We start from the raw sequence: 23,950 nt of genomic DNA, 5'->3' as shown, positions 1-23,950 counted from the left end.
GCTCCCTGCTGCTGGCGGGGGCGACTTACGCCTTCTATCACGGTCTGGCGGCGGGCATGGAACAGCTGGTGCCGCTCTATGTGCTGGCGGGGTTCGCCGTCGGCATCGTCGGGGCCGTGCCCTATGTGATGGTCAACGCCTTCCCGGCGGCGGTGCGCTTCTCCGGCCTGTCGTTCTCCTACAACGTGGCCTACGCCATCTTCGGTGGTCTGACGCCTATGCTGGTCACCCTCTGGATGAAGGAGGACGTGCTGGCTCCTTCCCACTATGTGGTCAGCCTGGCGGGACTCGGCTTCGTGCTCGGCCTCTGGCTCTGGCTGCGCCAGCGCGGCCAACGTCAGTCCCTGCCGCAAACCGCCTGATGGAAAAGGCCCCGCCAGCTGTCGGGGCCTTTTCATAGGGTCTATATTCAGCCTGCACCGCATAAGGTAACCTTGCGTAGAGCCAGACCACAGTCTGGCTCCTTTCTTTCCAGTCCTATTTAGAGGTTCACAATGTTCTTCCAGGTCGTATTCATCGCCTTGCTGGCGCTGTTGCCCATGGTCAACCCCCCCACCACGGCCACGCTGCTGCTGGGGCTCAGCAAGGGGATGTCCCGCGAGCACATCCGCCGCCAGATCAATCTGGCCGCCATCTATCTGTTCGCCACCCTCTGTGTCAGCTTCTTCATCGGATCCTCCATCCTGGATCTGTTCGGGATCTCCATTCCCGGTCTGCGGCTGGCCGGCGGCCTCATCATCGCCTTCATCGGCTTTCGCATGCTGTTCCCCTCACCGAGCCAGGCCGCCGGCGTCGACGTCAACCAGAGCATCGCCTTCGTGCCGCTCACCATGCCCAGCATGTGTGGCCCCGGCACCATGGCGCTGGTGATCAGTGGCGCCGCCCAGATAGCCGAGCTGCCCGCCGACTACAACCGCTTCGTCATCTACGCCGCCATGGTCACCGCCTTCGCCCTGATGAGCCTGCTGAGCTGGGGCGTGCTCAAACTGGCTGATCCGGTCTGCAAGATCCTGGGCGCCACCGGCATCGACGCCATGACCCGCATCATGGGCTTCCTGCTGGTGTGCATGGGCATGCAGTTCTGCATCAACGGCATCAAGGAAGTGGCGCAGGACCCCGTGTTCCACGGCGCACCGGCTGCCCAGATCCAGCACCAGGAGCCAGGCTCGGCCGAGCACAAGATCGAACCCGGCATGGTCGCGCCACGCTCCTGAGCGGGGTCAGTCCATCGAGGGAAAACCGATCGCAGGTTATTTTTCGTACAGACAGGGTTCAGCTAGCGAGGCCTAAGGTGGTATTGCCACATCAATCTACCCCTCAGGAGATATGCCATGGAAGTTATGCTGACTGAGATCCGTAGCTACAGCCTGTTTCACGAATACCTGAACGTGGTCGGTGTCGCCGGCCCCTCCTCTGCCCAGAGCGCGCAGGAGTGGGAGTACAAGGATGCCGACCGTCTGGTGGCCCAGATCAGGCGAGACCCTCAGGGCAATACCCGCTACTACATAGATGCCCGCGCCATCTCGATCAACTGACCCGCTCTGCATCAATCAGCCCCGGCATCGCCCGGGGCTTTTTGTTGCCCCTTCTTGGCAGCAATAAAAAACCCCGGCCTGGAGCCGGGGTCTTTGTCGGGTCGCGATGCGAGCGCTTGGCCCTATTGGGTGCCGCCCACGGTGAGCTGATCCAGCCTGAGGGTCGGCTGACCGACGCCGACCGGAATGCTCTGCCCCTCCTTGCCGCAAACCCCAACCCCGCGATCCAGGGCCAGATCCCGGCCCACCATGGAGACCTGGCTCATGGCCTCGGGGCCGTTGCCGATCAGGGTCGCGCCCTTGATGGGGGCGGTGATCTTGCCATCCTCGATGAGATAGGCCTCGGAAGCGGAGAAGACGAACTTGCCGGAGGTGATGTCCACCTGGCCGCCACCGAAGTTCGGGGCATAGATCCCCTTCTTCACCGAGGCGATGATCTCCGCCGGATCGTACTGACCCGCCAGCATGTAGGTGTTGGTCATGCGCGGCATCGGCAGGGCGGCATAGGATTCGCGCCGGCCGTTGCCGGTCAGCGGCACCCCCATCAGCCTGGCGTTCTGCTTGTCTTGCAGGTAGCCCTTGAGGATCCCGTTCTCGATCAAGACGTTGTAGCCACCCGGCGTGCCCTCGTCATCTATGCTGACGGAGCCGCGCAGGCCCGGCAGGGTGCCGTCGTCGACGATTGTGCAGTGTTTGGAGGCGACCTGCTCACCGATGCGACCGGCGAAGGCGGACGAGCCCTTGCGGTTGAAGTCTCCCTCCAGACCGTGACCCACCGCCTCGTGCAGCAGCACGCCGGGCCAGCCGGCGCCGAGCACCACCGGCATGGTGCCGGCCGGCGCGTCTATGGCCTCGAGGTTGACCAGCGCCTGGCGCACGGCTTCCCGCACATAGCCGAAGGCCCGGCTCTCCAGCCCGTCCAGCTCCAGGAAGTAGTCATAACCACAACGACCACCGCCACCCGCGCTGCCGCGCTCGCGGCGATCCCCCTTCTCGGCGATCACGGTCACCGACAAGCGCACCAGCGGGCGCACGTCGGCGGCCAGGGTGCCGTCGGTGGCGGCCACCAGGATCTCTTCATAGACACCGCTGATGGAGGCCATCACCTGATTGATGGCGGGATCCAGGCTGCGGGCAAACCTGTCCATCTGCTCCAGCAAGGCGATCTTCTGATACTTATCGAGGGTCTGCAGGGGATCCATGGCCGGGTAGAGCAGGTTCGCTTCGGTGCGGGCCCAGGCCTTCACCTTGCCCTGAGCCCCGGCGGCGGCGATGCCACGGGCGGCGGTGACCGACTGTTGCAGCGCCAGCAGGCTCAGCTCATCGGAATAGGCGAAGCCGGTCTTCTCGCCACTGACGGCGCGCACACCCACACCCTGGTCGATGTTGTAGCTGCCATCCTTGACGATGCCATCTTCCAGCATCCAGGACTCGTGCCAGCTGCGCTGGAAATAGAGGTCGCCGAACTCCACCTGATGACTCATCAGGCTGCCGAGCAGCTGTTGCAGCCGCTCTTCATCTAGGTCGTTCGGGGCCAACAAGGAGGCACTAACCTGGCTCAATAGACTCAATCTTCTGCTCCATTCTCACTGGGAGATGTCGTAACAATATTTCTTCACCCTCTCTCATGAGAGGGTCGTGACCCCATGCGATCCGGTTTCCCACCGTCCGATTGCGCTGCGCTAATCGAACCTGCGGGAAACCCGACTCGACGAGGCTAAAGCAGGCGGGCGTGTTGCAGCACCGGCATGGTTCGCTTCAATTCTTCGATAAGCCCGGCATCCATCTGTGCCAGCACAGTGCCGGCGCCGCTCGGCTGGCAGGCCAGCACCCGACCCCAGGGATCGATCACCATGCTGTGGCCCCAGGTCTGGCGCCCCGTCTCGTGGGTGCCGCCCTGGTTGGCGGCCACCACATAGCACTGGTTCTCGATGGCGCGGGCCCGCAGCAGCGGCTCCCAGTGCACCTCGCCGGTCACGGCGGTGAAGGCCGCCGGCACCAGCAACACCCGCGCGCCGGCGAGGGTCAGCTGGCGATAGAGCTCGGGGAAGCGCAGATCATAACAGATAGAGAGGCCGAGGGGACCAAAGGGGGAGTCCACCACCACGCAGTCCTGACCAGGACTGAAAGTCTCCGACTCCCGATAGCGGCCGTGGCTGTCCGCCACATCCACGTCGAACAGATGGATCTTGTGGTAATGGCCTCTGCGCTCCCCGCTGGGATCGAACACCAGCGAGCTGGTGTGGATGTGGGTCGAGCCGGGGATCCGGGTTGGCATGGCGCCGGCCACCAGCCAGATCCCATGCTCCCTGGCCCAGGCGGCCAGTTGCGTCTGAATGGGGCCGGCCTCGCCCGGTTCGGTCCCGATCGCCTCGGCACCATCCAGATAACCCTGCCGCTCGCCAAACAGGGCGAAGTTTTCCGGCAGCAGCGCCAGCAGCGGCCGCTCCTTTGGCAGGGCAGACAGCTCGGTGGCGATCTGTGTCTTGTTGTCCTGCCAGTGACGGCCGGAGATCAACTGTATGGCGGCTAACCACATGACGCGCTCCTTGTCGTTGGGCAAACCGTCCGATGCAGCCCGGCTTGCTGGGATATTCAGCACTATGATGGGTTCGGCCCCAAGACGAAAGAGCCTTGCACCGGGATGGCCTCAGCGCTGACCTGATCCCTGATGCTTGGGATTGAGCAGGAAGGGGCTGACCTCCTCGGCGGGCAGCTTGGGGGCCACCGCATCGACCGCGTCCTTCTGTTGCTGATTGAGCTTGATGCGGGCCCTGTCCCGACCAGCCTCGATCAGTTTCGGATCGTTGAGCGGGCCAGAGACCCTGAAATCGATGCGGGTCACCACATCCACCACCGGCTCCAACAGCTTGGAGAGCGCCAGCACATAGAGCCCGGTGATCGGGGTCAGCGAGAAGGCCGCCACCACCGGCAGGGTGCCCCCCAGATTCGGGGAGAAGCTCAGCTCGTAATCGAGTCGCCAACGCACCAGATCGGCGATGCCCTCGCCGCGCAGGTTGCCCGCCGCCCCCTTCATGAAGAAGTCCTGGTTATCCACCTGGCCCTGCTTGACCTTGGCCGAGGCCGACATGGACTCGAAGTAGAAGCCCTTGTCGAACACATCGCGAAAATCGAGGCGCAGCTTGCGCAGCAGGGAATCCAGGCTGAGCAGGGAGAGCAGTCGCGCCCCCTTGTCATTGACCTCACGCAGGGTGCCTCCCTCCAACTTGAGATCGGCACTACCCGCCAGGGTCGACACATTGGGTCTATAGGGCACGTCACCCCAGTTCAGATCCAGCACCAGCTTGCCTGGCGCATCGCCGATGGGGGAGGTAAAGCCGAGCCGCTTGAGCAAGAGTTCGCTGTTCTGGGTGTCGAGCTTGGCCTGGGCACGGGTCTGCATCTGGCCGGGCTGCGCCAGCCATTGGGCACTCCCCTTGAGGGTGCTGCCGGCGAGCTTCATCTCCAGCCCCTTGAGATCGAGCCGGTTGTTACCGGGCACCAGCTCCCCCTTCAACTCACCGAGGGGCAGGCTGCCGAAACGGCAGTCCACGCAGCTGAAGGTAAGCCAGGGTATGGTGTCCATGATGGCCTTGTCCTGGCGGGCATCGGGCTCAGGGCTGAGATCCGAACCCTTACCGGACCAATGGATGCGGGCAAACTTGGCATCGATGGGTTGCTTGCCGGTGACGGGAATGCGCACCACCCCCATCACATCCGGGCTGTCGATCATCACCTCGGTTGCCTGGTTGACCGGCCCCACGGTGAAGTGCACCGCCTTGAGGTTGGCGCTGCCGATGTCGGCCCGGGCCAGCTGGCCATCCACCCACCACTCCTGTGGCAGGAAGGCGGGGCCGACCACCGCATTGCCACCCGGCGCCGGATCGGGCAACCAGCGCTTGAGCCGCGCCAGCCAGCCGGCCACGTCCGCCTGTTGCTGGTTGATGGCGAGCAGCATGGGCTTGTCCTGCAACACCCGGGCGCCGGGTTGACCTATGTCGACCCGTACCCGGCTCAGGTAAGGCGCGCCTTCGCCATAGACCAGCCGGCTCTGCATATCCACGTCGGCCCCCAGCACACCGCGGATGTCGGCGCTGCCGTCGCGGCCGCGCACCGTTACCTTGAGGGGGAGCTGGCTGCCGGCGGCCTTGGCCAGCGGTACCGGCAAGTCCAGCCCCATCCCCTGCAGGCTGGAGTCCAATGCGAGCTGGAAGCTGAAGGGGCTGTTTTCCGGCAGGGTCAGCCCCAGGGTGCCGGTCCAGTTGCCACGCCCCTTGAGCATCTCGAGGGCCGGGATATCCTGGCGCTGGCGGCTGCTGTCCCAGAGTCCCTTGAACTTGAGATCGACCTGATAGCGATTGGGCAGTTGCTTGCCCTGATAATCCAGGGTCAGCGGCTGATTCCACAGGCTGGCCTTGAGATTGCGGAAACGGGTGTGCTCGTTGTCGTATTCGAGCCGGCCATCGACGCTCTCCAGCGGCATGTCCAGGGTCGCTATCCTGACCTTGTTGTTGTGGAACAGGGCATCACCGCTGGCCTTGACCTCCCCCTCGCCATCGAGGGGGATATCCAGCTTGACGTTGCCCTTCATGGGCCCGCGGATTTCGATCTCCCGCAACGCCTGCCCCACCGAGCCACCGAGCGGCGAGTCCTGCAGATAGTCGCTGATGGCCTTGCCCTCGCCCGCGACCTTGGCGTCGATATAGAGCCGGGCGCCGCCGTAGGTCGGGATGTCGGCGTCGATGAAGTCGGACTGAGCCTTGCCGAGCCGGGCGAAGTCGCTGTGCATGAACAGGCCGGCGTTCTGGAACAGCAGGTCGATCCGCAGATCGGTGAGGGGTTGCCAACCGGGGAAGAACTGGAAGGTGGCCTGCTCGAGGGGCACCGCCACCTGGAAGACGCCCTTGCCGTTGTCGTAGGGGAAGTCCCTGAACTCGCCGTACCAGAGCAGATCGGCCCCCTTGGCCTGACCCCCCTTGATGGCACCGCTCAGGTAGTCCACCAGCCCCTTGCTCATGGCTTGCAGGGGATAGTAGCGATCCGCGTGGGCCGCCGTCTTGACGTTGATGCGACCGGTCAGGGCGAGGAAGGGGTGCTCGAACAGATCGAGCCGGAAGCGGCTGGCGAGGGTCAGATCCGAGTTGTCCAGCAGGATGTCCTGGCCGTAGAGCACCCAGCCCTCCGGTGCCTTCCACCAGTCGAGCTGCGCCCCCAGGCTGTTCACCGGGATCGGCTCCTTGAAGTGGCGGGCCGGGTCCAGCTTGCCCTTGCCAAGGCTCAAGCGGGCGCTGCCGCCCGCCGGGGTCAGCCAGAACTCACCGTCCAGGTTTTGCAGGCCGGGCACATCGTGCCAGGCGGTGGTGCCGAACCCGACCAGATGCCCGTTGAGGGAGAGCCCCTGCCAGTCGGCATCGGCTTGCAGGATCAGATCCTGCAGCTGGCCCTGGGGCTGGGTGCGCTTGAGGGTGTCGGCCAGTTTGGGATAGAGGCCGGAAACCAGCTGACTCAGGCTGGCGATCTGGCTGAGGTCGATGGCGGGCACATAGCCCTGGATGCGGGAGCCGGTCCGCTCGAGTTGCAGCCGACTGTGCAGCCAGGTCGCGCCATCGAGCTTGAAGATGACGTCGTGGCTGGCGAACTGCCAGTCTTCGCCCTCACGGCGCAGCTGGATCTTGCCGCCGCGCAGGTCGAGCCGGTGATATGCGCCCTTGCCCTTCTTCTGCTCGTCACGCCCGGACGGGCTTTCTTTGCCGGCAGGGGCCTTGCCCCGGTGCTGTGCCTGCTTGGCTTCGTCCTGCCATATCAGATGGTTGTTGCCAAAGGCCAGCAGGGAGTCCCCCAGCTTGCCGCCCTCAAACTCGCTCCACAGCTGGAAGTCGAGCTGACCCGTGACCTTGGGTTCACCAGCGTGGATCCGCGCCAGCATGGGGCTGATGTCGAGCTCGCTGGCCCCCAGATAGAGCTGGCCCCGCAAGCGATCGAGCCGCGCTTCGGGGGCATCCACATCCAGGATGAGATCGATGGTGCTCTCGCCCACCCCGTTGATGAGGTAGGCCTTGCCCACCCCCTGATGGCGCTTGCCCCGGTTTTGCCAGCGCAGCTGGGCGATGTTAAGGGCGCGCACCTCCCCCAAGGCCGTGGTGATGCTGAGGCGGGTGTCGTGGATGTCGAAGGTGGAGAGCTGGGTCAGCAGGAAGCGCAGCAAGGCTTGCTGCTGGTTCGGATTCTTCGCGCTCGCCGGCTCCGCCGGCTGGGCCAGATCCAGCGCTATGTCGCCATCGCTGAGCAGCAACTGGCCGAACACCGGCCGCCACTCATTGAGTGAGCGCCAGAAATCGAGGTGAGCCCAGACCTTGCCAAGACGCAGGGAGAAACGCCCCGAATCCGGGGCGATGGCGAGCCCTTGCAGCTCGAGGGCCGGGCCACGCCGGGTCCAGTCCAGCCCGACGCGCTCGACGCTGACCTCCAGCTGGCTGTCGCCGAGCAGGGTGGTGATCAGCGCCTGCCTGTGCTGGTTGAGCAGGGGGCCGCCGAGGCGCACCAGACTGACCAGAATGGCCAGCAGCACGAAGAAGACCCCGAGGGCTAACCAGCCCCGACTCAGCCAGCGGTAGACCAATTACATCATCACCACATCGAATTGTTCCTGCCCACAGAGCGGCTCGGTCACCACCCTGACCTGCTTGCCGATGAAGACTTCCAGCTCGGCCAGGCTGTGAGACTCCTCGCCCCGCAGATAATCGGCAACGGACGGCGCCGCATAGACGGTGAACTGATCCGCATCGTAGGCGCGGTTGACCCGGATGATCTCCCGCAGGATCTCGAAGCAGACCGACTCCACCGTCTTGACCCGGCCGCGCCCCTTGCACTCGGGACACTCGGAGCAGAGCACATGCTCCAGGCTCTCGCGGGTGCGCTTGCGGGTCATCTCCACCAGGCCGAGCTGGGAGAAGCCGTTGACGTTCGTCTTGGCCCTGTCCTTGGCCAGCGCCAGCTCCAGGCTGTGCAGCACCCGGCGGCGGTGATCCTCGGACTGCATGTCGATGAAGTCGATGATGATGATGCCGCCGAGGTTGCGCAGCCGCAGATGGCGCGCGATGGCGGCGGTCGCCTCGACGTTGGTGTTGAAGATGGTCTCTTCCAGATTGCGGTGGCCGACGAAGGCGCCGGTGTTGATGTCCACCGTGGTCATCGCCTCGGTCTGATCGATGATGAGGTAGCCGCCGGATTTCAGCTCCACCTTGCGCTCCAGCGCGCGCTGGATCTCGTTCTCCACGTCGTAGAGATCGAAGATGGGAGAGTCGCCGAGGTAGTACTCCAGCTTGTTGGCCAGCTCGGGCACGTACTCCTCGGTGAAACGCTTGAGCTGATCGAAGCTCTGGCGCGAGTCGACCCGGATCTTGTCGAGCTCGGCACCGACGAAGTCGCGCACCACCCGGAAAGCCAGGCTGGGATCCTCGTACAGGATCTTGCAGGGCGGGTACTTCTGCTTGCGCTCCAGGATCTTGCGCCACAGCCGTTTCAGGAAGGCGGCATCCTGCTCCAGCTCCTGCTCACCCACCCCTTCGGCGGCGGTACGGATGATGTAGCCACCGAGATCGTCCACATAACCGGCCACGGTGCGCTTGAGGCGCTCACGCTCCGCCTCCGACTCGATGCGCTGGGAAACCCCTACATGCGCACTCCCCGGCATGAATACCAGATAGCGGGAAGGCAGAGTGATGTCGGTGGTGAGGCGGGCACCCTTGGTCCCCAGGGGATCTTTCACCACCTGGACCATGATGTCCTGCCCCTGGCGCACCAGCTCGGCGATGTTGCCGGCCTGGAACTGCTCCTTCTCCTTGATCGCCACGCACTCGGTGTGCGGCACTATGTCGGAGGCGTGCAGGAAGGCGGCCTTGTCCATGCCGATGTCGACGAAGGCGGCCTGCATGCCGGGCAGTACCCGGCTGATCTTGCCCTTGTAGATGTTGCCTACGATGCCGCGCTTGGCCTGACGCTCCACGTGCACTTCCTGCAGCAGACCGTTCTCGACCAGGGCGACCCGAGTCTCGGAGGGGGTGACGTTCACCAGCAGTTCGACTGACATAAGTTACCTTGCCTTTCTAGTTTTGAATTCTGACTGCCAATGGCACGACGACGTACGCAAGTGGTAACGCAGCAGGGGACCGCTGGAACGGATTATCGGCTCTGCTCGAGCTGCTGGCGGATCAGCAGATCCGTTTCCAGCAGGGGCAGGCCGACCACGGCGCTGTAGCTCCCCTCGATGCGGCTGACAAACTTGCCGGCGATGCCCTGAATGGCATAGCTGCCGGCCTTGTCGCAGGGCTCACCGGTGCGCCAGTAGGCCTCGATCTCGGACTCGTCCAGCTTGCGAAACGCCACATTGGTGGTGACCAGCCGCACGTCGCAACGCTCGGGGGTGGCCAGCGCCACCGCGGTCATCACCTGATGCACGCGGCCGGAGAGTGCCTCCAGCATGTCTTTCGCATCGAGCAGATCGGACGGCTTCTCCAGCACCCTGTCCCCCAGCACCACTATGGTATCGGCGCCCAGCACCGGTAGTGCGGTTGGCGCGGCGGCCAGGCCAGCCATCGCCTTGTCGCGAGCGAGCCGGCAGACGTAGTCCTGGGGCTTCTCGCCCTCGCTGCGCTGCTCGGGCACATCCAGCCTGAGCACCTCGAAGCGGTAGCCCAACTGGGTCAGCAATTCGTGCCGGCGGGGGGAGCCCGAGGCGAGATACAGTTGCGGTTCGTTGTGCTTGTTCATATTCACTTAATGAGATGAGTTACAGTGACAATGCGTTGTTTTTGCTCATATTCACTTGATATTGAAGTGACGACGCACCTTGCGCAAGACCATAAAAATCCAGGGCCATATTAACATCGTTGTCAGCGTCGACCAAAAGTAGGCGAAATTCAGGCTGGCACGGCTGAACAGGTGCTCGGCCCAGAACACGGTGATCTTGCCCACCAGGGAGAGCAGGCCGATGATCAGCGCCTGCTGCCAGAGGGAGAAGTTGCGGATCTTCTGGAACTGGAAGGCCGCCAGATAGGTGGTGATGGCCATGGCCATGGCCCGCACCCCGAGCGTGCTGCCGAGCAGCACATCCAGCAGCAGGCCCGCCACCCAGGCGGTGCCGACGTTGGTTCTGTGGGGCAGCGCCAGCGCCCAGTAGATGAGCACCATGGCGAGCCAGTCCGGCCGGAAGGGTTCGAATTGAAACGGAAGCGGCAGGATCGACAGGCACAGGGCCAGCAGGATCGAGAGCCAGATCCACATCCTGCCACTGGCGGGTTGCAGCATCAGCGCGTCGCCCCCGCCGCCGAGGTGGCTGGCGCAGCAGGCGTAGTCGCCGCGGGCGCCAGGGCATCCTTGTCGTTCACGTCCGGCTTCTTGTCGGTCCAGAGCAGCAACAGATAGCGCAATCTATCCAGCGCCACCAGCGGCTTGGCCTCGACCTGTGCGAAGGGCTTGCCCTCCACGTAATCGGATCGGGTCACCGTCGCCACCGGATAACCTTCCGGGAAGCGGCCGCCGAGGCCGGAGGTGACCAGCAGATCGCCGACCTGGACGTCGGTGTTGCGCGGCAAGTTGCGCAGATCCAGCTTGTCCAGCTCGCCGCCGCCGGAGGCAATGGCGCGCAGGTCGTTGCGCAGCACCCGTACCGGAATGCCGTGGCTGGAATCGGTGATGAGCAGGACGCGGCTGGTGGTGGATCCCACGTGCAGCACCTGACCGACCACCCCCTGATCGTTGATCACCGGCTGGCCGTTGTAGACACCGTCCAGCGCCCCCTTGTTGATCAGCACCTGGTGGCTGAAGGGGTCGGAATCCACCGACAGCAGCTCGGCCACCATCTTGCGAGACTCCTTGTGCACCGGCGAACCGAGCAATTCCCGCAAGCGTTGGTTCTCGTGCTCCAGCTGCTCCAGCTTGAGCAAGCGCGAGCGCAGGGTCAGCAGCTGCTGTTCCTGCTGCTTGGTCTGCTCGATGAGGCTGGAACGGGTCTGAACCTGAGTCGACATGGTGTCGAGCAGGGTACCAGGGGCATTGGCGATATATTGCAGCGGGCTGACCAGCGAGCTCAGATAGACGCGGACGTGCGTAAACACACCGAAGCGGGAATCCGCGACGATGGCAGCGACAGAGATGATGACGGCGAGAAACAACCGTAACTGAAGCGAAGGGCCTCTACCAAAGATGGGTTTCATGAGTCGTCAAAAAAGAGCCGGCGCTCGGCCGGCTTTGGGTCTTATTCGTAGTGGAACAGATCGCCACCGTGCATATCGATCAGCTCCAGCGCCTTGCCGCCACCGCGGGCGACACAGGTGAGGGGATCTTCAGCCACGACGACCGGGATGCCGGTCTCTTCCATCAGCAGACGGTCGATGTCTTTGAGCAGGGCACCACCACCGGTCAGCACCATGCCGCGCTCGGAGATGTCGGACGCCAGCTCGGGCGGGGACTGCTCCAGGGCCACCATGACCGCGGAGACGATACCGGACAGCGGCTCTTGCAGCGCTTCCAGGATCTCGTTGGAGTTCAGGGTGAAGCTGCGCGGTACACCTTCGGCCAGGTTACGGCCGCGGACTTCGATCTCGCGCACCTCTTCGCCTGGGTAGGCGGAGCCGATCTCGTGCTTGATGCGCTCGGCGGTGGCTTCCCCGATCAGGCTGCCATAGTTGCGACGCACGTAGCTGATGATGGCTTCGTCGAACTTGTCGCCACCGATGCGCACGGACTGGGAGTAAACCACGCCGTTCAGGGAGATGATGGCCACTTCGGTGGTACCACCGCCGATGTCGACGACCATGGAGCCGGTCGCTTCGGAGACCGGCAGGCCGGCACCGATGGCGGCAGCCATGGGTTCATCGATCAGGTAGACCTCACGGGCGCCGGCGCCCAGTGCGGATTCCTTGATGGCACGGCGCTCAACCTGAGTGGAGCCGCACGGCACGCACACCAGCACACGGGGGCTGGGGCGGAAATAGTTGTTGTCGTGAACCTGCTTGATGAAGTGCTGCAGCATCTTCTCGGTCACGTAGAAATCGGCGATGACGCCGTCTTTCATCGGACGGATGGCGGAGATGTTGCCTGGGGTACGACCCAGCATCTGCTTGGCGGCATGACCGACAGCAGCGACCGATTTGGCGTTCCCGCGCTCTTGGCGAATGGCGACAACTGAGGGTTCGTTAAGGACGATCCCTTGATCTTTTACGTAGATCAGGGTGTTGGCAGTTCCCAAGTCGATCGACAGATCGTTGGAAAAGACGCCTCTGAGCTTTTTGAACATGGCTACGGGAAATCCTAAGAATTTGGAGGTGCGGAAAACCGGCTAACTTTACCAATGCCCACCCCAATGGGCAAGCGCTCAAACTGTCGCCAATCAAACAGGCGCGACAAAAATGCGAGTCATCACTCACCCGCACAGGCCGACAAACACTACGAAACAAGGAGATAAGACGCAAGCCAATGGCAAACGGCCCCTCTCCTCCTTCGCAGATCAATTTCAGGGCATTACCTCACGGCGATAAATAATCCGATCGTTGCCCCTGTCCCGACCGAAAATGGCCTCACCCAGCAGGTGATCTGTCATGGCCGGATCCGCCAGCCAGGTCGGCGCCGATGGCTGTTGCGCCAATGCGATCCGGTAGGGAATACGTACCGTCTGATTGGGCGCCGCGAAGTGGAAGCGGGTCTCACCGCCATCGAAACCTGTCTGAGTGCCGCCCGGAGCTACATTGCCGAGACCAAGGCGAATGTGGGTACCGTCTTTGAGGATCAGATCCCCCGTCGCGGCGTCATAGCGTTGATCCGCATCGGTGAAGACGATGCCACCACCCGCCAGGGAGACCTGGGTGCAGACATCCTGCTGATTGACTCGCCACTGGCCCCCTTCGAAATACTGCACCTGCAGCGGCAGTGCCAGCGGGGCACTGGCGACCCCCTGCCGGGTGCTGGCCAGCAACCGGCCGTAATAGGCGATCATGCTGTTATCCGACCCCAGCGGTATGGGGAGCTGCCGGGCGGTGCAGTTCACCCCGCTCTGGCAATCCCCTGTCACCCCTGGATTCATGTCCCGACCGGTGAGGAAGCTGATCTCCGTAGCTTCGCCATCAGCTACCTTCAGGCCCAGCCGCAGCAGCCGCAAGGGCTCCTCAGGGGCGGTCAGGCTCGGGGTCAGTTCGCGTAGGCGCACGAAGCGGCTCTGGCCATCGAAGCTGGTCTGCCCGCTCACCCAGTTTTTGGTCAGGGGATCCAACCGGCTGGAGCGATCCACCCCGTCTTTGTTGTTGGCCGCCACCAGGGAGAGCACGCCCTTGGCGAAGGCGTCCCGGTAGTTTTGGGTGATCCCCGACTGCTTGTTGCGCGCCTGCACCGTCGTCTGCACACCAAACGGCTGGCTCATATAGCTAAAACCACCGCAGGCCGGGGTGACGGTGCCGCTCACCAGATTGAAGTCCCAGGGCACGAAGCGCCCCACCGGTACGCTGGTGGCGGCGGGGATGGTGTAGCCGAAATACCCCGTTGATGCAGACGTTGCCACCGGTGGCGTCGCCGTCATCTGGAACACCCCGACCTCGTTGAGCGACTGGGTGACGGCATTGAGATTGTTGCTGGCCGTGATGGCATGGTCATAACTCAGCTTGCTGACCACCGCCTCGACCCCAGGCTTGGGGGCCACCAGCTGGCTGCCAAGCGCTATCTTGGCCAGTACGAAGTTCGGGGTCGCCAGATTGCCGCTGCAAAGATCGGTGTCGTTATCGGCCTGCCAGGCCACGGCGCCGATATTCAGCTGGAAGTCATCGCCCGCCTTCTTGAACACAGGACAGCTGATGTTCCCTGCCGCGCAGGCCCCCTGGGCGGGGGTGATGCAGAGCCCGACCGGGCGGCTGACGAAAAGATCCGAGCCCGTCATCACCAGCCCCGCGGTATCCCCGCTGCCATCGTGGCGGGCATTGAGCCGCATCTGGCCCGCATCCGGGTAGTTGACCGTCAGGGTCACCTCCCCCTTGGCATCAAAGCTGAGATTGCTGGCGGTCGCCGCTCCCTGTGAGGTGGCGATGGCACTGCCGTTGACTGTCACCCTGCTGCCGAAGGTGTTGGTCGCCGGGCTGACGTAGTCGCTCCAGAAGCTGATGGCTTTGCTCACGCTGGCGAAGCTCGGCACACATTGTTGGGTCGCATTGTCCTTTCTGACCGCCTTCATCTGCACTTGCTGAGGCTTGTTGGCCAGGGTGTCCAGCACATCGAACAGGAAGCCGCTGTCGGCGAAATTGAGGGTGCAAGCGGCGGCACTCAAGGCTCCATTGCCGGCCCGGCACAGGGTGGTGCTAAGCGGTTTGGTGGAAGGGGTCGATCCGCTCACCCCCACCGTCATGGCGCTTGCCAGATTGTTGCGAAGCTGCAATGTGGTGGTACCACCGCTGAAGGTCACGGTAGCGGTGTTGCCGTTATAGGTCACCTGGTTGCTGCCTACCCAGCCATTGCTGCCATTCTTAGTCGGTGTCAGGGTGACACTCACCTGATCCGTGACAAGCGTGCTGCAACTGGCATTGGCACAGGCACGGATGGTCAGGGTTTCCGGGTTGCAGGTCAGGGCGTTGCCGCTGTGATCGAACTCGAAGTGATCGATCTGGGTTCCCACCGGGCTGGAGTTCAGAGCGCAGATCTGGACGTTGTCGAGTTCATGGAAGTTGGTCACCGAGCCAGTGGAACCGGTCAACGACAGCAGGAAATTGGCAGGAACAGCTGCCTGGCCGGTCTGGCTCAGCATATTGATGGGACCAACCAGCATACTGTAACCAGAGCCCGTGTTTCGCTCCACGGAGGCAAGTGAACTTCCCGCCGTCCGTGAATCGACGGTAATACGGTAGCGATGAGGACGATTGCTGCTGGTTCCGCTGTCGACAGTAGGGCTCAAGTTGCTCGCCGTGCCGGCCACATAGCGATAGCCCGAGGTGCCCGAGCTGGCGCTGGAACCACGAATAGAAACAGCCTGAGGGCGAGTTCCTGGATTATAAGATCCCCCTTCGTTAGCGTAGTTACCATATTCGTCGAGACCGACGCCAAGCCAGCCCCCGGCAAAGCCACTGATCCCGGTCTTGAATCCATACCCCAAGGGACCACCGAATGCCCCGGGTTGCGGAGTTATCGCGGCATCGGAAAGTACCACCGCCATGCCATCTGCACCGCTCGAACCAGAGGTCTTGTAGGCATACTGATCGAACTCTATGGTCACCAGATTATTGGCCCCTGGGAAGAGGCGCTGGAAAGTCGCGGACGTTGCCTGATCGGTGGTGTTTTGGGTCAATCTCAAACGACCATTTTGCACAGATGGCAGGGTACTGCTGTTGCGTTGCGCCACCACCCAACTATTGCTCAAGGTGCTGGCAGAGAAATCATCGCTAAAGCAGCTGAGCGGCGGAATGATGACATTCTCGTTGATACTGGACTGCGCATCCATGCTCAGATAGCGGGCTGTGACCCGCCCATAGATGGCTGCGTTGTTATTCATGGTCAGCTTGTTATCGGTGTAGAGATAACCGTAAAACTTGGTGCTGTTGTCGAGCACCATGTTGTTGTAGTTAACCCAAATCAAGCGTCCCTGATTGTCGGCATTGACATTAACGGTATTAACGAATTTGACGTCCTGATTGATAAATATCCGGGTCAAGCCAGACCCGGTCAGCTTGATGGTGCCGTTATCTATCGTCAGCTGGTCGATAAAATAATCCCCCTCGCCGAGCAGCAGGGTCGCATTGTTACGCACCGACAGAGTCTTCAGCTGGTACTCACTGCGGCTAGGGAACGTCAGGACGCAATTCTCGGCAGTGATGGAACCATAGCTCGCGAGGGGCACTGTCTGCTGCCCGGATTGGCAAGTCAGCGAGTTGGTGGCGCCGATGGAGGGGAAGCCATTGTTACCGGATAACTTGAGCCCACGAATGTCAGCACCAGTCACTTGGCAAACCTGGTAGCCGCCGGCGCCATTATCACAACGTGGGGTATTGTTCTGATCTTTGTTAATCGAGCAGAAGTTTAACGCTCTGCCTCCTGTCCCATTAATTTTCGAATTGTTGACCTGATAGAGCTGGTCACCGCTGATCTGATGGCAGCTGTTGTTGTTGTTGCCATGGTGTCCCTGCGCAATGGCAGGGAAGGTCTCGTCAGTATTGATATCATCAAACGAAGCCCATGCTGTCGTCACAGTGACTGACAGGCATAGAGTAATCAGCCAACGGGCTATCATGGATTCACTCCATCAAAGGCTTCCGCCACCAAGGTACGGCTGACGGCAAAGTCCGGATTCGGGCCATTGTTCACGCCCGGATCGCCGCAGCGCCCTTCGCTGCTGAAGCGATAACCGGTCCGGGTGGCACCGGCCGCGCTCACATTGAGCTGCTTGCAGGTGACGATGGCCTGGCAATTCACCAGCCCGGGTAGCGCGAAGGTGGTGGTGGAGGCCGATGCGGCGCACTGCTGGGCAGTCCAGCTGTTATTGGGGTAGAGGCGATAGAGGGCTATTTCCAGCCCGCTCTGGGCCGCCATCAGGGCCCGTACACCACGCACCTCGACCGTATTCTTCTCGCCGCTGTCCACCAAAAAGCGGCCCATGGCCGCCGCCAACAAGGCCATGATGACGATGACGAAGAGCGCGATCATGATGGCGCTGCCGCGCTGGGCCCGTCTGCTGGGGGGGAGTGGCTTAAGGAACATTGAGCACCTCCAGCTTGTGGTTGAAGCTGACGCTCTCGCCGCGTTGCTCGAACACCAGCCGCAACCCCACTTCACTTGGGCTGAAGGCGGCAGGATCCCGATAGAAGTAATAGGCTGCCGGGCGGATATGCTCGGCCATCAGCGCAGTCGGGCTCGCAGTGATATCGGTCCCGATAGCGGCGCTTGCCCGGGTCAGCACGGCGCCCTGCACGCAGTAGCGCACCTGCCGGCTGGCAAAATAGACGCGCCGACCTGGGGAGTCCTTGGCGGCACCGTTGCTGAGGGTCAAGGGCAGCGCGCCCGATACATCGCTGCCCACACCGGTGACGCGGGCGGTACAACTTCCCTGCAGGCAGCCCTGATTCAGGAAGCCGGTGCTCGCGAGGGGATAGACGATGGCAAGGTCCTCATCTTTCTTGGGGAGCACGGATGGTGTGACTATGCTGAGCCCGTTGCTGACCGCAGAGCCCAGATAGCGACTGGCGGTAGCGATGGGCCAGAACCGCAGGCAAGTGCCCCGTTCGACCAGCCCCCCCCCGACATCCTCCACTCGCACCGAGCCGGGCACAGCGTCGCGCAGCTCGCGATTAAGCCGCTCCATGGCGAAACGGGCGTCGCTCATCAACTGCTCACGGCGGCTGGCATCCCCGTAGATCTGGGTGCCGATGCCGATAAACTGGCTGGAGAAGGTCACCATGACTCCGAGCAGCAGGATCACCATCACCAGCTCGATCAGGGTAAAGCCCCGCGCCTGCAGCCGTGACCCCATCAGTAGTTCCCCCGATAGAGGGCGAAGGCCAGCTCGCTGCGATCCGGCAGTCGCACCCACAGCTCGACGCGCTTGCCGGTGGAGCAGGTACCGCTGCAAGCTGGCAGAGGATCCTTGGTCAAGTCGACTCCGCTCACCCGGATCTTGACCCCGAACTGCCGGTATTCCGCCTCATCGAGTCCCTGCCCGCTCTGGGCGCTGAAGTAGTTGGCAGGCACCCAGCCAGCATCACAACTGACCAGATTTTTGCTGCAGATGGCGCTGGTCTGATAGTCGTCCACGTCGTTGAACTGATAAGGGCGAACCTCACTGCTCTCCGGGCCATAGTTGGCCGTGTCGGTGCAGGCAGGATAGGTCACGGGAGGGGTTCCGGCCGTCTCGCCGCAGCGAAAACGCCCGCCGTTGTGATCAGAGCGCTCGTCGAAGGATTTTTGCAGCACCTCGTTCAGGATGCGCTGGGCCAGTTGGGCCGCTCGTACCTGCTGCACCGGATCCACGCTTTGAGGCGCCAGACTATTCAACAAGCTCAGGATGCCGGTCAAGGCCACCGCCAGCAGCACTATGCCGACGATAAACTCGATCAGGGTGAAGCCGCGGCGGGCGTCAAGGGAGCGCATGGATATAGCCTTCGGGCTCGATACGGAGGTTGGCACTCTCCCGGCCATCGCTCACCACCAGGTCGCAGCCGGTGAGACAGGCCGCGGGCGTCAGGGGGCGACCGCTGCGTTTGTCAAAACGGATGCTGAATTCGGATTGTCCGTTAAGAGTCACCGACACGCCCGAGTTCACAACGTGCATTGGCGCAGACACAGCACCACCGACTAGTGCCACGGAGTAGTGCCAGAACTGGCCGGGTTTAGCTTGAAAAAAGGTATGCCTGGCATTTTTGGAACCAGCTTGGGAGGGTTCATTCATGTTGATGGTTTGCACCAGCCGCAGCCGGGTCACAACCTCATCACTGACGGTATGGGTTTCAAAGCCGCCTTTGCCCAGCCACTTGGGCACGGCAAAGGCGGCCAGAATCCCGAGTAACAGGATCACTATCACCAGTTCAATCAGGGTGAAACCATCGCTTCGTGCCGTCATGACACAGCACTCCTTGGAGGGAAGATGGAGAGAGTCACCTCTCTCCATCTTGATTGAGATTGACCTTACTTACAGGCAGTCACTTCAGAGGTCGGCAGAGAGCCTGAGACAGCTTCGGTATAAGTAACGAAGCAGTCGGTTGCGGTGGTAGCAGAAACGCCGGCCGGGAAGATCTTGATGCTGCTGGATACCGGAGTGCTGAAACTCCAGTCACCAGAACTCAACTCGAGAACACTCTCGAGATCAGTCTTGGTTGCCTTAGGGTAGCCGTAGGCGATATTCACGCTAACGCCATTGCCGACATCCAATGTCTCGGAAGGAGCAGTGTCCTTGCCAGCAATAACGGCCTTGCTATACACCATGGCACCGGCAGAATTCAGGGAACCCTCAACCCCCTTCAGGGTGGAAGTACGCGCATCATCCTGCAGATTCAGGAACTTGGGCGCGGCGGTGACCGCCAGAATACCCAGGATGATGATCACGATAACCAGTTCGATCAGGGTAAAACCCGCCTGTTTTTTCATTACATTTTCCTCTGTTTATTAATTGATATTGGTCGTCACCTGACCGGAGGCCGGCCGGTAACTGAAACTCATATAGGCATCGGTGCTCCCTTGCGGGTCCTGATACCGTCCATCACTGCCCTTGTTCAGGCTGTTGACCAGATAGTAACGGCAGACCGAATCCAGTCCGTTGTTGCTCACCGTGGCATAGAACTTCAGGTCATTGCCGCTACCGCGCACCTCGTCAAAGTTGGCAGTCGCCTTGGGAGGATTCTGCAGCAGGCCCTCCCAAATATTGAGACAGCGCGGGGCCGTCAGGTTGGCCGGGTCCACATCAACGGAACCGCTCGCCGTCGTGTCCATGGGGTAGCCCGGCGAGAGCTCACCATTGTTGACCTGGCTCTCGGTCGGCGTGGTCAGATAGAAGCGCGAACCGTCGTAGAGCACGGTGTTGAGGCCGTCCTGCCTGGCACGCCCCTCGGCTTCCCACTGGGCTCGCACCAGCGAGACAGCGGTGGCGAAACCGCCGGAGACACCTTCCACGCTGGCCTTCTTCGCCTCATCGGTCACATCCAGGAAACGGGGCAAGGCGGTCACCGCCAGGATCCCCAGGATCACGATGACGATCACCAGCTCGATCAGGGAAAAACCCGTCATCCGACCGGATCCGCAACCGAACGTCACTCTCTTTGCTGCCATGCTGCCTCCGTAATGGTCCGCATTATTTCATGTGGACAGAAAAAAATCATGCAACCGGGGAACTAGATTGAAATTGTTCAAGATTTATTCAGCACGCTGCCATCGGCGAAGCGATAGATCAGCCAGTTAGCCTCCCAGCCAAATTCACATCCCCCACCATCCCGACTGGCCAGCACCTGCAAGCTCGGCATCGACTGTGCCTCCTGACCGAGCAAGGTCAGCCACAGCTGACGGCAGTTGTCGGAAGGGGACTGCAGCGGCAGCACCCCGAGCGGCCAGCCGCGCTCATCGAACTGCCAGGCCACTCCTTGTGCATGCACCAGCTCGGGTCTGCGCTGATCGAGCCAGAGCCCGTGCAAGCGCTGCACCCGCTCGGCAAACTGCTCGCCAAGCAGGCTCAGGCTGACCGCCAGCGCCTCCTCCCTGTGATTGCGGTAGCTCAGGGCCAGGCTAGCGATGATGACCAACAGCAGGACTGCGGCCAGGGCCCGCCTATATCCCCCCAGCCAGCGATCATCCTGCTCCGACTGTCTGCTCATGCCTCTCCCAAACCTTGTCGACTGCGCGTCGCCCGCATCATGTCGCACCACCAAGGGAGTGAAGATGCCGCAAGCAACTCATTACTTGCCACGTACTGCCCGCATCATGTCCCACCATCAGGGGAGTGAAGATACCCACCAACATCGTTCATTACTTGCCTCGCACCGCCCGCATCATGTCCCACATGGGCGTAAAGATACCGAGCGCCAGGACCAGCACCATGACCGCCACTATGCCGATGAGGATGGGTTCGATGCGGGCGGTCAGGCTCTTGAGGTCGTAGTCCACCTCCCGCTCGTAATACTCGGCCGCCTCGTGTAGCAGCTCGTCCACCTGCCCCGTCTCCTCACCCACCGCGATCATCTGCATCACCAGCGGGGTGAACAGGCCGCTGGCCCCCGAGGTGCGCAGCAGGCTCTCGCCGCGCTCGATGCCGGCTCGCATGTCGCGGATCCGGCTCGCCATCCAGGCGTTATCCACCGCATCCGCCACCAGGGTCAGCGCCGTATTGAGCGGCACCCCGGCCTTGAGCATCATGGAGAAGCTGCGGGCGAAGCGCGCCAGCAGGGAGCGCTCTATGATGGTGCCGACGATGGGCAGCCTGAGCTGCCATCTGTGCCAGGTCAGCTTGCCCTTGACCGTGGCGACCCAGCGTCGCCAACCCACCACGGCCCCCACCATGATGAGCAGCAACAGCCACCAGTAGTTGACGAAGAAATGGGAGGTGGCGAGCAGGATCCGGGTCGCCAGCGGCAACTCGACCCCGAACTTGGCGAACATGTTGGCGAAGACCGGGATCACCATGATGTTGAGGATCACCATGGCGATGCCGATGGCAATCATCACGAAGCTGGGGTAGCGCATGGCGGTCTTGATCCGCTTGCGGGTCTCCAGCTCCAGATCGAAATAGTTGGCGAGCTGCAGGAAGGCTTCCTCCAGCTGGCCGGTGTTCTCGCCGACGTGGATGATGGCGACGAACAGGCTGCTGAACACCTTGGGGTGGGCCTGCATCGAGCTCGACAGCGGGCGACCGTTGCCGAGATCTTCCCCCAGCGCATGCAGCGCCCGCTTCAGCGGCTTGCTGTGGGAGCTTTCCTCCAGCCCGGCGATGGCGCGCAGGATCGGGATGCCGGCCCGGGTCAGGGCATACATCTGGCGACTGAACACCACCAGCTCCTCGAGCTTGACGCCCCCCTCCAGCAGCAAGGACCAGTCGATACTGGCAGACTTGGCCTTGCCCGGTTTGAGCTCGGTCGGCATCACGCCGCGCCGCATCAGCTGCTCGGCGGCGGCCATCTCGCTGGCGGCCTCCAGCACACCGTTGACGGCATTGCCCTGGCTGTCGCGGCCTTTATACGCAAATGATCCCATGACTTAGCCCAGATCCTCGGCCAGCCTGAGCACCTCGTCCACCGAGGTGATGCCCTGACGGGCGTAATCGAGCGCGGTCAGGGCCAGCGGTCTGTAGTGTTCATGCTCCCGCGCCGCCCTGGCGAAGCCTTCAGCGTCGTTGCGACGCAGGGCATCCATCATGGCCTGATCCAGCTCCAGCAGCTCGTAGACCCCGATCCGGCCGGAATAACCGGTGAAGTTGCAGCTCTGGCAACCGCGCCCCTTGTGATAGGCATGCTGGCCAGGTGCCTCGCCTGAGAGCACCCCGAGCCAGGTGGCCTGGCCCGCATCGGGGGCCTTCTCCTCGACGCAGTGCTCGCAGACCCGCCGCACCAGACGCTGAGCCACAACGGCCCGCAGCGCGCTCGCCACCAGATAGCCGGGGGCCCCCATGTCGATGAGCCGCAGGGCGCTGGTGACCGCATCGTTGGTGTGCAGGGTGGTCAGCACCAAATGACCTGTGATGGCCCCGCGCAGGCCTATCTCCACCGTCTCGTTGTCCCGCATCTCCCCTACCAGCAGGATGTCCGGATCCTGACGCAGGGTGGAGCGCAGCACCTGGGAGAAGGTGAGGCCGATCTTGGCGTTGACCTGCACCTGGTTGACCCGGGGTAGTCGGTACTCCACCGGGTCTTCCACCGTGATGATCTTGTGGCTGGCCTGATTGAGCTCTGAGAGAGCGCCATAGAGGGTGGTGGTCTTGCCGCTGCCGGTGGGCCCCGTCACCAGGATCATGCCGTGGGGGCGTTTGAGCTGGCGGCGAAAACGCGTCAGAATTTCCGGCGGCATGCCGGTCTCGGCCAGCGACAATATGCCGGAGGATTGATCCAGCAGACGCATCACCACGGATTCCCCGTGCTGCACCGGCATGGTCGACATCCGCACATCCACGTCGCGACCGCGCACCTTCATGGCGAAGCGGCCGTCCTGGGGCAACCGCTTCTCGGAGATGTCGAGCCCGGCCACCAGTTTCAGGCGCAGCACCAGCGCCTGGGCGATGCGCACCTCGCTGAGGATGTTCTCGTGCAGTATGCCGTCGATCCGCTGGCGGATGCGCAGCACCTTCTCGTCCGGCTCTATGTGGATGTCCGAGGCGCCGACCTGCACCGCGTCTTCGAACAGGGAGCGCAGCAGCTTGGCCACCGTCGCCTCCCCCTCGTCGGCCCCGCCGTTGAGATTGCTGGCTCCCAGCTCGAACCCCGAATCCTGATGCTCCTCGTGCAGCTGCACGGCGAAGTTCTCGATCTCGCGGGTGCGGCGATAGAGGCGGTCGAAATACTCCAGCAGCTGGCCTTCCCGCGCCACCGCCAGCACCAGCTCGCGCGGGCGCAGCAGGGCGGCGATGGCATCGAGGGCGCTCAAGTCCGCAGGATCCGACATGGCCACCGTCACCTGGTCGTCGCTGAGGTGAACCGCCAGGGCGCGATAACGGCGGGCCTGTACCTCGGGCAACAGCGCCACCGCCGCCCCATCTATGGTGAGGTTGTTGAGATCGAAGAAGGGCACATCCAGCTGACGGGCGAGGAACTGCAGCAACTGCACCTCGCTGATGAAGCCGAGATCGATCAGGGTGGTCCCCAGCTTGCGACCGGTCTGGCGCTGCTGCTGCAGGGCGAGCTGGAGCTGATCATCGGAGATGATCTGCTCTTGCACCAGCAGGTCGCCGAGCCGCATTTTCAGTCTGGGTTGTGCCATTGATACTC

Annotated in this window: 20 protein-coding genes and 1 pseudogene; 3 read left to right on the top strand and 18 right to left on the bottom strand. The window is 62.6% G+C overall.

All coding sequences use genetic code 11. The features are described 5' to 3' along the window. The 3 genes and pseudogenes from BN1124_RS13810 to BN1124_RS13800 all read left to right on the top strand — a co-directional run. Positions 1-362 (top strand): annotated as a pseudogene (locus tag BN1124_RS13810) (MFS transporter); the annotation flags it as partial. A 132-nt stretch (positions 363-494) separates the two neighbouring features. Then, positions 495-1,214 carry a MarC family NAAT transporter gene (locus BN1124_RS13805; protein WP_042642848.1) on the top strand — a complete coding sequence of 240 codons (720 nt, stop codon included), beginning with the start codon at positions 495-497 and terminating at the stop codon, positions 1,212-1,214. 117 nt (positions 1,215-1,331) lie between these two features. Further along, the gene (locus BN1124_RS13800; protein WP_042642846.1) at positions 1,332-1,535 is read left to right on the top strand and encodes a hypothetical protein; all 204 of its coding nucleotides are present in this window, start codon (positions 1,332-1,334) and stop codon (positions 1,533-1,535) included. 122 nt (positions 1,536-1,657) lie between these two features. Here the strand turns inward: BN1124_RS13800 and tldD are convergent, their stop codons facing one another. From tldD to mshE, 18 genes are all read right to left on the bottom strand, one after another. Further along, entirely contained in the window at positions 1,658-3,106 is a 1,449-nt protein-coding gene (tldD, locus tag BN1124_RS13795) for a metalloprotease TldD (RefSeq protein WP_042642844.1), read from the bottom strand. A gap of 146 nt (positions 3,107-3,252) precedes the next feature. Continuing rightward, entirely contained in the window at positions 3,253-4,074 is an 822-nt protein-coding gene (locus BN1124_RS13790) for a carbon-nitrogen hydrolase family protein (RefSeq protein WP_042642842.1), read from the bottom strand. A 111-nt stretch (positions 4,075-4,185) separates the two neighbouring features. After that, complete coding sequence (locus tag BN1124_RS13785; protein WP_042642840.1) at positions 4,186-8,154, bottom strand: YhdP family protein; 3,969 nt, start codon at positions 8,152-8,154, stop codon at positions 4,186-4,188. After that, the gene (rng, locus tag BN1124_RS13780; protein ID WP_033131674.1) at positions 8,155-9,624 is read right to left on the bottom strand and encodes a ribonuclease G; all 1,470 of its coding nucleotides are present in this window, start codon (positions 9,622-9,624) and stop codon (positions 8,155-8,157) included. Between the two features lie 92 nt (positions 9,625-9,716). Next, entirely contained in the window at positions 9,717-10,304 is a 588-nt protein-coding gene (locus BN1124_RS13775; protein ID WP_042642838.1) for a Maf family protein, read from the bottom strand. A gap of 51 nt (positions 10,305-10,355) precedes the next feature. After that, the gene (gene mreD, locus BN1124_RS13770; protein ID WP_042642836.1) at positions 10,356-10,841 is read right to left on the bottom strand and encodes a rod shape-determining protein MreD; all 486 of its coding nucleotides are present in this window, start codon (positions 10,839-10,841) and stop codon (positions 10,356-10,358) included. Further along, complete coding sequence (mreC, locus tag BN1124_RS13765; RefSeq protein WP_042642834.1) at positions 10,841-11,749, bottom strand: rod shape-determining protein MreC; 909 nt, start codon at positions 11,747-11,749, stop codon at positions 10,841-10,843. Before mreC ends, mreD begins: the two co-directional genes overlap by 1 nt. A gap of 41 nt (positions 11,750-11,790) precedes the next feature. Continuing rightward, the gene (locus BN1124_RS13760) at positions 11,791-12,831 is read right to left on the bottom strand and encodes a rod shape-determining protein (RefSeq protein WP_005308111.1); all 1,041 of its coding nucleotides are present in this window, start codon (positions 12,829-12,831) and stop codon (positions 11,791-11,793) included. Positions 12,832-13,047: 216 nt separating this feature from the next. Continuing rightward, positions 13,048-16,791, bottom strand: coding sequence for a DUF6701 domain-containing protein (locus tag BN1124_RS13755; RefSeq protein ID WP_082041635.1), 3,744 nt, complete (start codon positions 16,789-16,791; stop codon positions 13,048-13,050). Then, on the bottom strand, positions 16,788-17,258 hold the full coding sequence (locus BN1124_RS13750; RefSeq protein WP_231553648.1) for a pilus assembly PilX family protein: 471 nt from the start codon (positions 17,256-17,258) through the stop codon (positions 16,788-16,790). Before BN1124_RS13750 ends, BN1124_RS13755 begins: the two co-directional genes overlap by 4 nt. Further along, on the bottom strand, positions 17,248-18,027 hold the full coding sequence (locus tag BN1124_RS13745; protein WP_042642827.1) for a PilW family protein: 780 nt from the start codon (positions 18,025-18,027) through the stop codon (positions 17,248-17,250). Before BN1124_RS13745 ends, BN1124_RS13750 begins: the two co-directional genes overlap by 11 nt. Then, positions 18,027-18,644 carry a prepilin-type N-terminal cleavage/methylation domain-containing protein gene (locus BN1124_RS13740; RefSeq protein WP_042642825.1) on the bottom strand — a complete coding sequence of 206 codons (618 nt, stop codon included), beginning with the start codon at positions 18,642-18,644 and terminating at the stop codon, positions 18,027-18,029. Before BN1124_RS13740 ends, BN1124_RS13745 begins: the two co-directional genes overlap by 1 nt. Then, on the bottom strand, positions 18,631-19,113 hold the full coding sequence (locus BN1124_RS13735; RefSeq protein WP_042642823.1) for a prepilin-type N-terminal cleavage/methylation domain-containing protein: 483 nt from the start codon (positions 19,111-19,113) through the stop codon (positions 18,631-18,633). The genes BN1124_RS13740 and BN1124_RS13735 overlap by 14 nt, the downstream gene beginning before the upstream one ends. 65 nt (positions 19,114-19,178) lie before the next feature. Next, on the bottom strand, positions 19,179-19,637 hold the full coding sequence (locus BN1124_RS13730) for a prepilin-type N-terminal cleavage/methylation domain-containing protein (RefSeq protein ID WP_042642822.1): 459 nt from the start codon (positions 19,635-19,637) through the stop codon (positions 19,179-19,181). 18 nt (positions 19,638-19,655) lie between these two features. Further along, positions 19,656-20,315, bottom strand: a complete 660-nt coding sequence (locus BN1124_RS13725) for a type II secretion system protein (protein ID WP_042642820.1) — start codon at positions 20,313-20,315, stop codon at positions 19,656-19,658. Between the two features lie 77 nt (positions 20,316-20,392). Next, complete coding sequence (locus BN1124_RS13720) at positions 20,393-20,854, bottom strand: hypothetical protein (RefSeq protein WP_042642818.1); 462 nt, start codon at positions 20,852-20,854, stop codon at positions 20,393-20,395. Positions 20,855-21,005: 151 nt separating this feature from the next. After that, positions 21,006-22,226 carry a type II secretion system F family protein gene (locus BN1124_RS13715; RefSeq protein ID WP_042642816.1) on the bottom strand — a complete coding sequence of 407 codons (1,221 nt, stop codon included), beginning with the start codon at positions 22,224-22,226 and terminating at the stop codon, positions 21,006-21,008. A 3-nt stretch (positions 22,227-22,229) separates the two neighbouring features. Next, on the bottom strand, positions 22,230-23,942 hold the full coding sequence (gene mshE / locus BN1124_RS13710; protein ID WP_042642814.1) for an MSHA fimbrial ATPase MshE: 1,713 nt from the start codon (positions 23,940-23,942) through the stop codon (positions 22,230-22,232). Between the last annotated feature and the right edge of the window lie 8 nt (positions 23,943-23,950).

The sequence above is a fragment of the Aeromonas eucrenophila genome (assembly GCF_000819865.1).
Lineage (GTDB): Bacteria > Pseudomonadota > Gammaproteobacteria > Enterobacterales > Aeromonadaceae > Aeromonas > Aeromonas eucrenophila.
Note: the sequence above shows the minus strand (reverse complement) of the source record. Positions and strands in the feature narration are given on the sequence as shown.

Coding starts and splice junctions, on each gene's coding strand:
- BN1124_RS13745 (WP_042642827.1), bottom strand. CDS start 18,027: ATGGGGTCACGGCTGCAGGCGCGGGGCTTTACCCTGATCGAGCTGGTG.
- BN1124_RS13715 (WP_042642816.1), bottom strand. CDS start 22,226: ATGGGATCATTTGCGTATAAAGGCCGCGACAGCCAGGGCAATGCCGTC.
- BN1124_RS13805 (WP_042642848.1), top strand. CDS start 495: ATGTTCTTCCAGGTCGTATTCATCGCCTTGCTGGCGCTGTTGCCCATG.
- BN1124_RS13750 (WP_231553648.1), bottom strand. CDS start 17,258: ATGTTCCTTAAGCCACTCCCCCCCAGCAGACGGGCCCAGCGCGGCAGC.
- BN1124_RS13800 (WP_042642846.1), top strand. CDS start 1,332: ATGGAAGTTATGCTGACTGAGATCCGTAGCTACAGCCTGTTTCACGAA.
- BN1124_RS13740 (WP_042642825.1), bottom strand. CDS start 18,644: ATGCGCTCCCTTGACGCCCGCCGCGGCTTCACCCTGATCGAGTTTATC.
- BN1124_RS13790 (WP_042642842.1), bottom strand. CDS start 4,074: ATGTGGTTAGCCGCCATACAGTTGATCTCCGGCCGTCACTGGCAGGAC.
- mreC (WP_042642834.1), bottom strand. CDS start 11,749: ATGAAACCCATCTTTGGTAGAGGCCCTTCGCTTCAGTTACGGTTGTTT.
- BN1124_RS13760 (WP_005308111.1), bottom strand. CDS start 12,831: ATGTTCAAAAAGCTCAGAGGCGTCTTTTCCAACGATCTGTCGATCGAC.
- BN1124_RS13735 (WP_042642823.1), bottom strand. CDS start 19,113: ATGACGGCACGAAGCGATGGTTTCACCCTGATTGAACTGGTGATAGTG.
- rng (WP_033131674.1), bottom strand. CDS start 9,624: ATGTCAGTCGAACTGCTGGTGAACGTCACCCCCTCCGAGACTCGGGTC.
- BN1124_RS13730 (WP_042642822.1), bottom strand. CDS start 19,637: ATGAAAAAACAGGCGGGTTTTACCCTGATCGAACTGGTTATCGTGATC.
- BN1124_RS13755 (WP_082041635.1), bottom strand. CDS start 16,791: ATGATAGCCCGTTGGCTGATTACTCTATGCCTGTCAGTCACTGTGACG.
- mshE (WP_042642814.1), bottom strand. CDS start 23,942: ATGGCACAACCCAGACTGAAAATGCGGCTCGGCGACCTGCTGGTGCAA.
- mreD (WP_042642836.1), bottom strand. CDS start 10,841: ATGCTGCAACCCGCCAGTGGCAGGATGTGGATCTGGCTCTCGATCCTG.
- BN1124_RS13725 (WP_042642820.1), bottom strand. CDS start 20,315: ATGGCAGCAAAGAGAGTGACGTTCGGTTGCGGATCCGGTCGGATGACG.
- BN1124_RS13775 (WP_042642838.1), bottom strand. CDS start 10,304: ATGAACAAGCACAACGAACCGCAACTGTATCTCGCCTCGGGCTCCCCC.
- BN1124_RS13720 (WP_042642818.1), bottom strand. CDS start 20,854: ATGAGCAGACAGTCGGAGCAGGATGATCGCTGGCTGGGGGGATATAGG.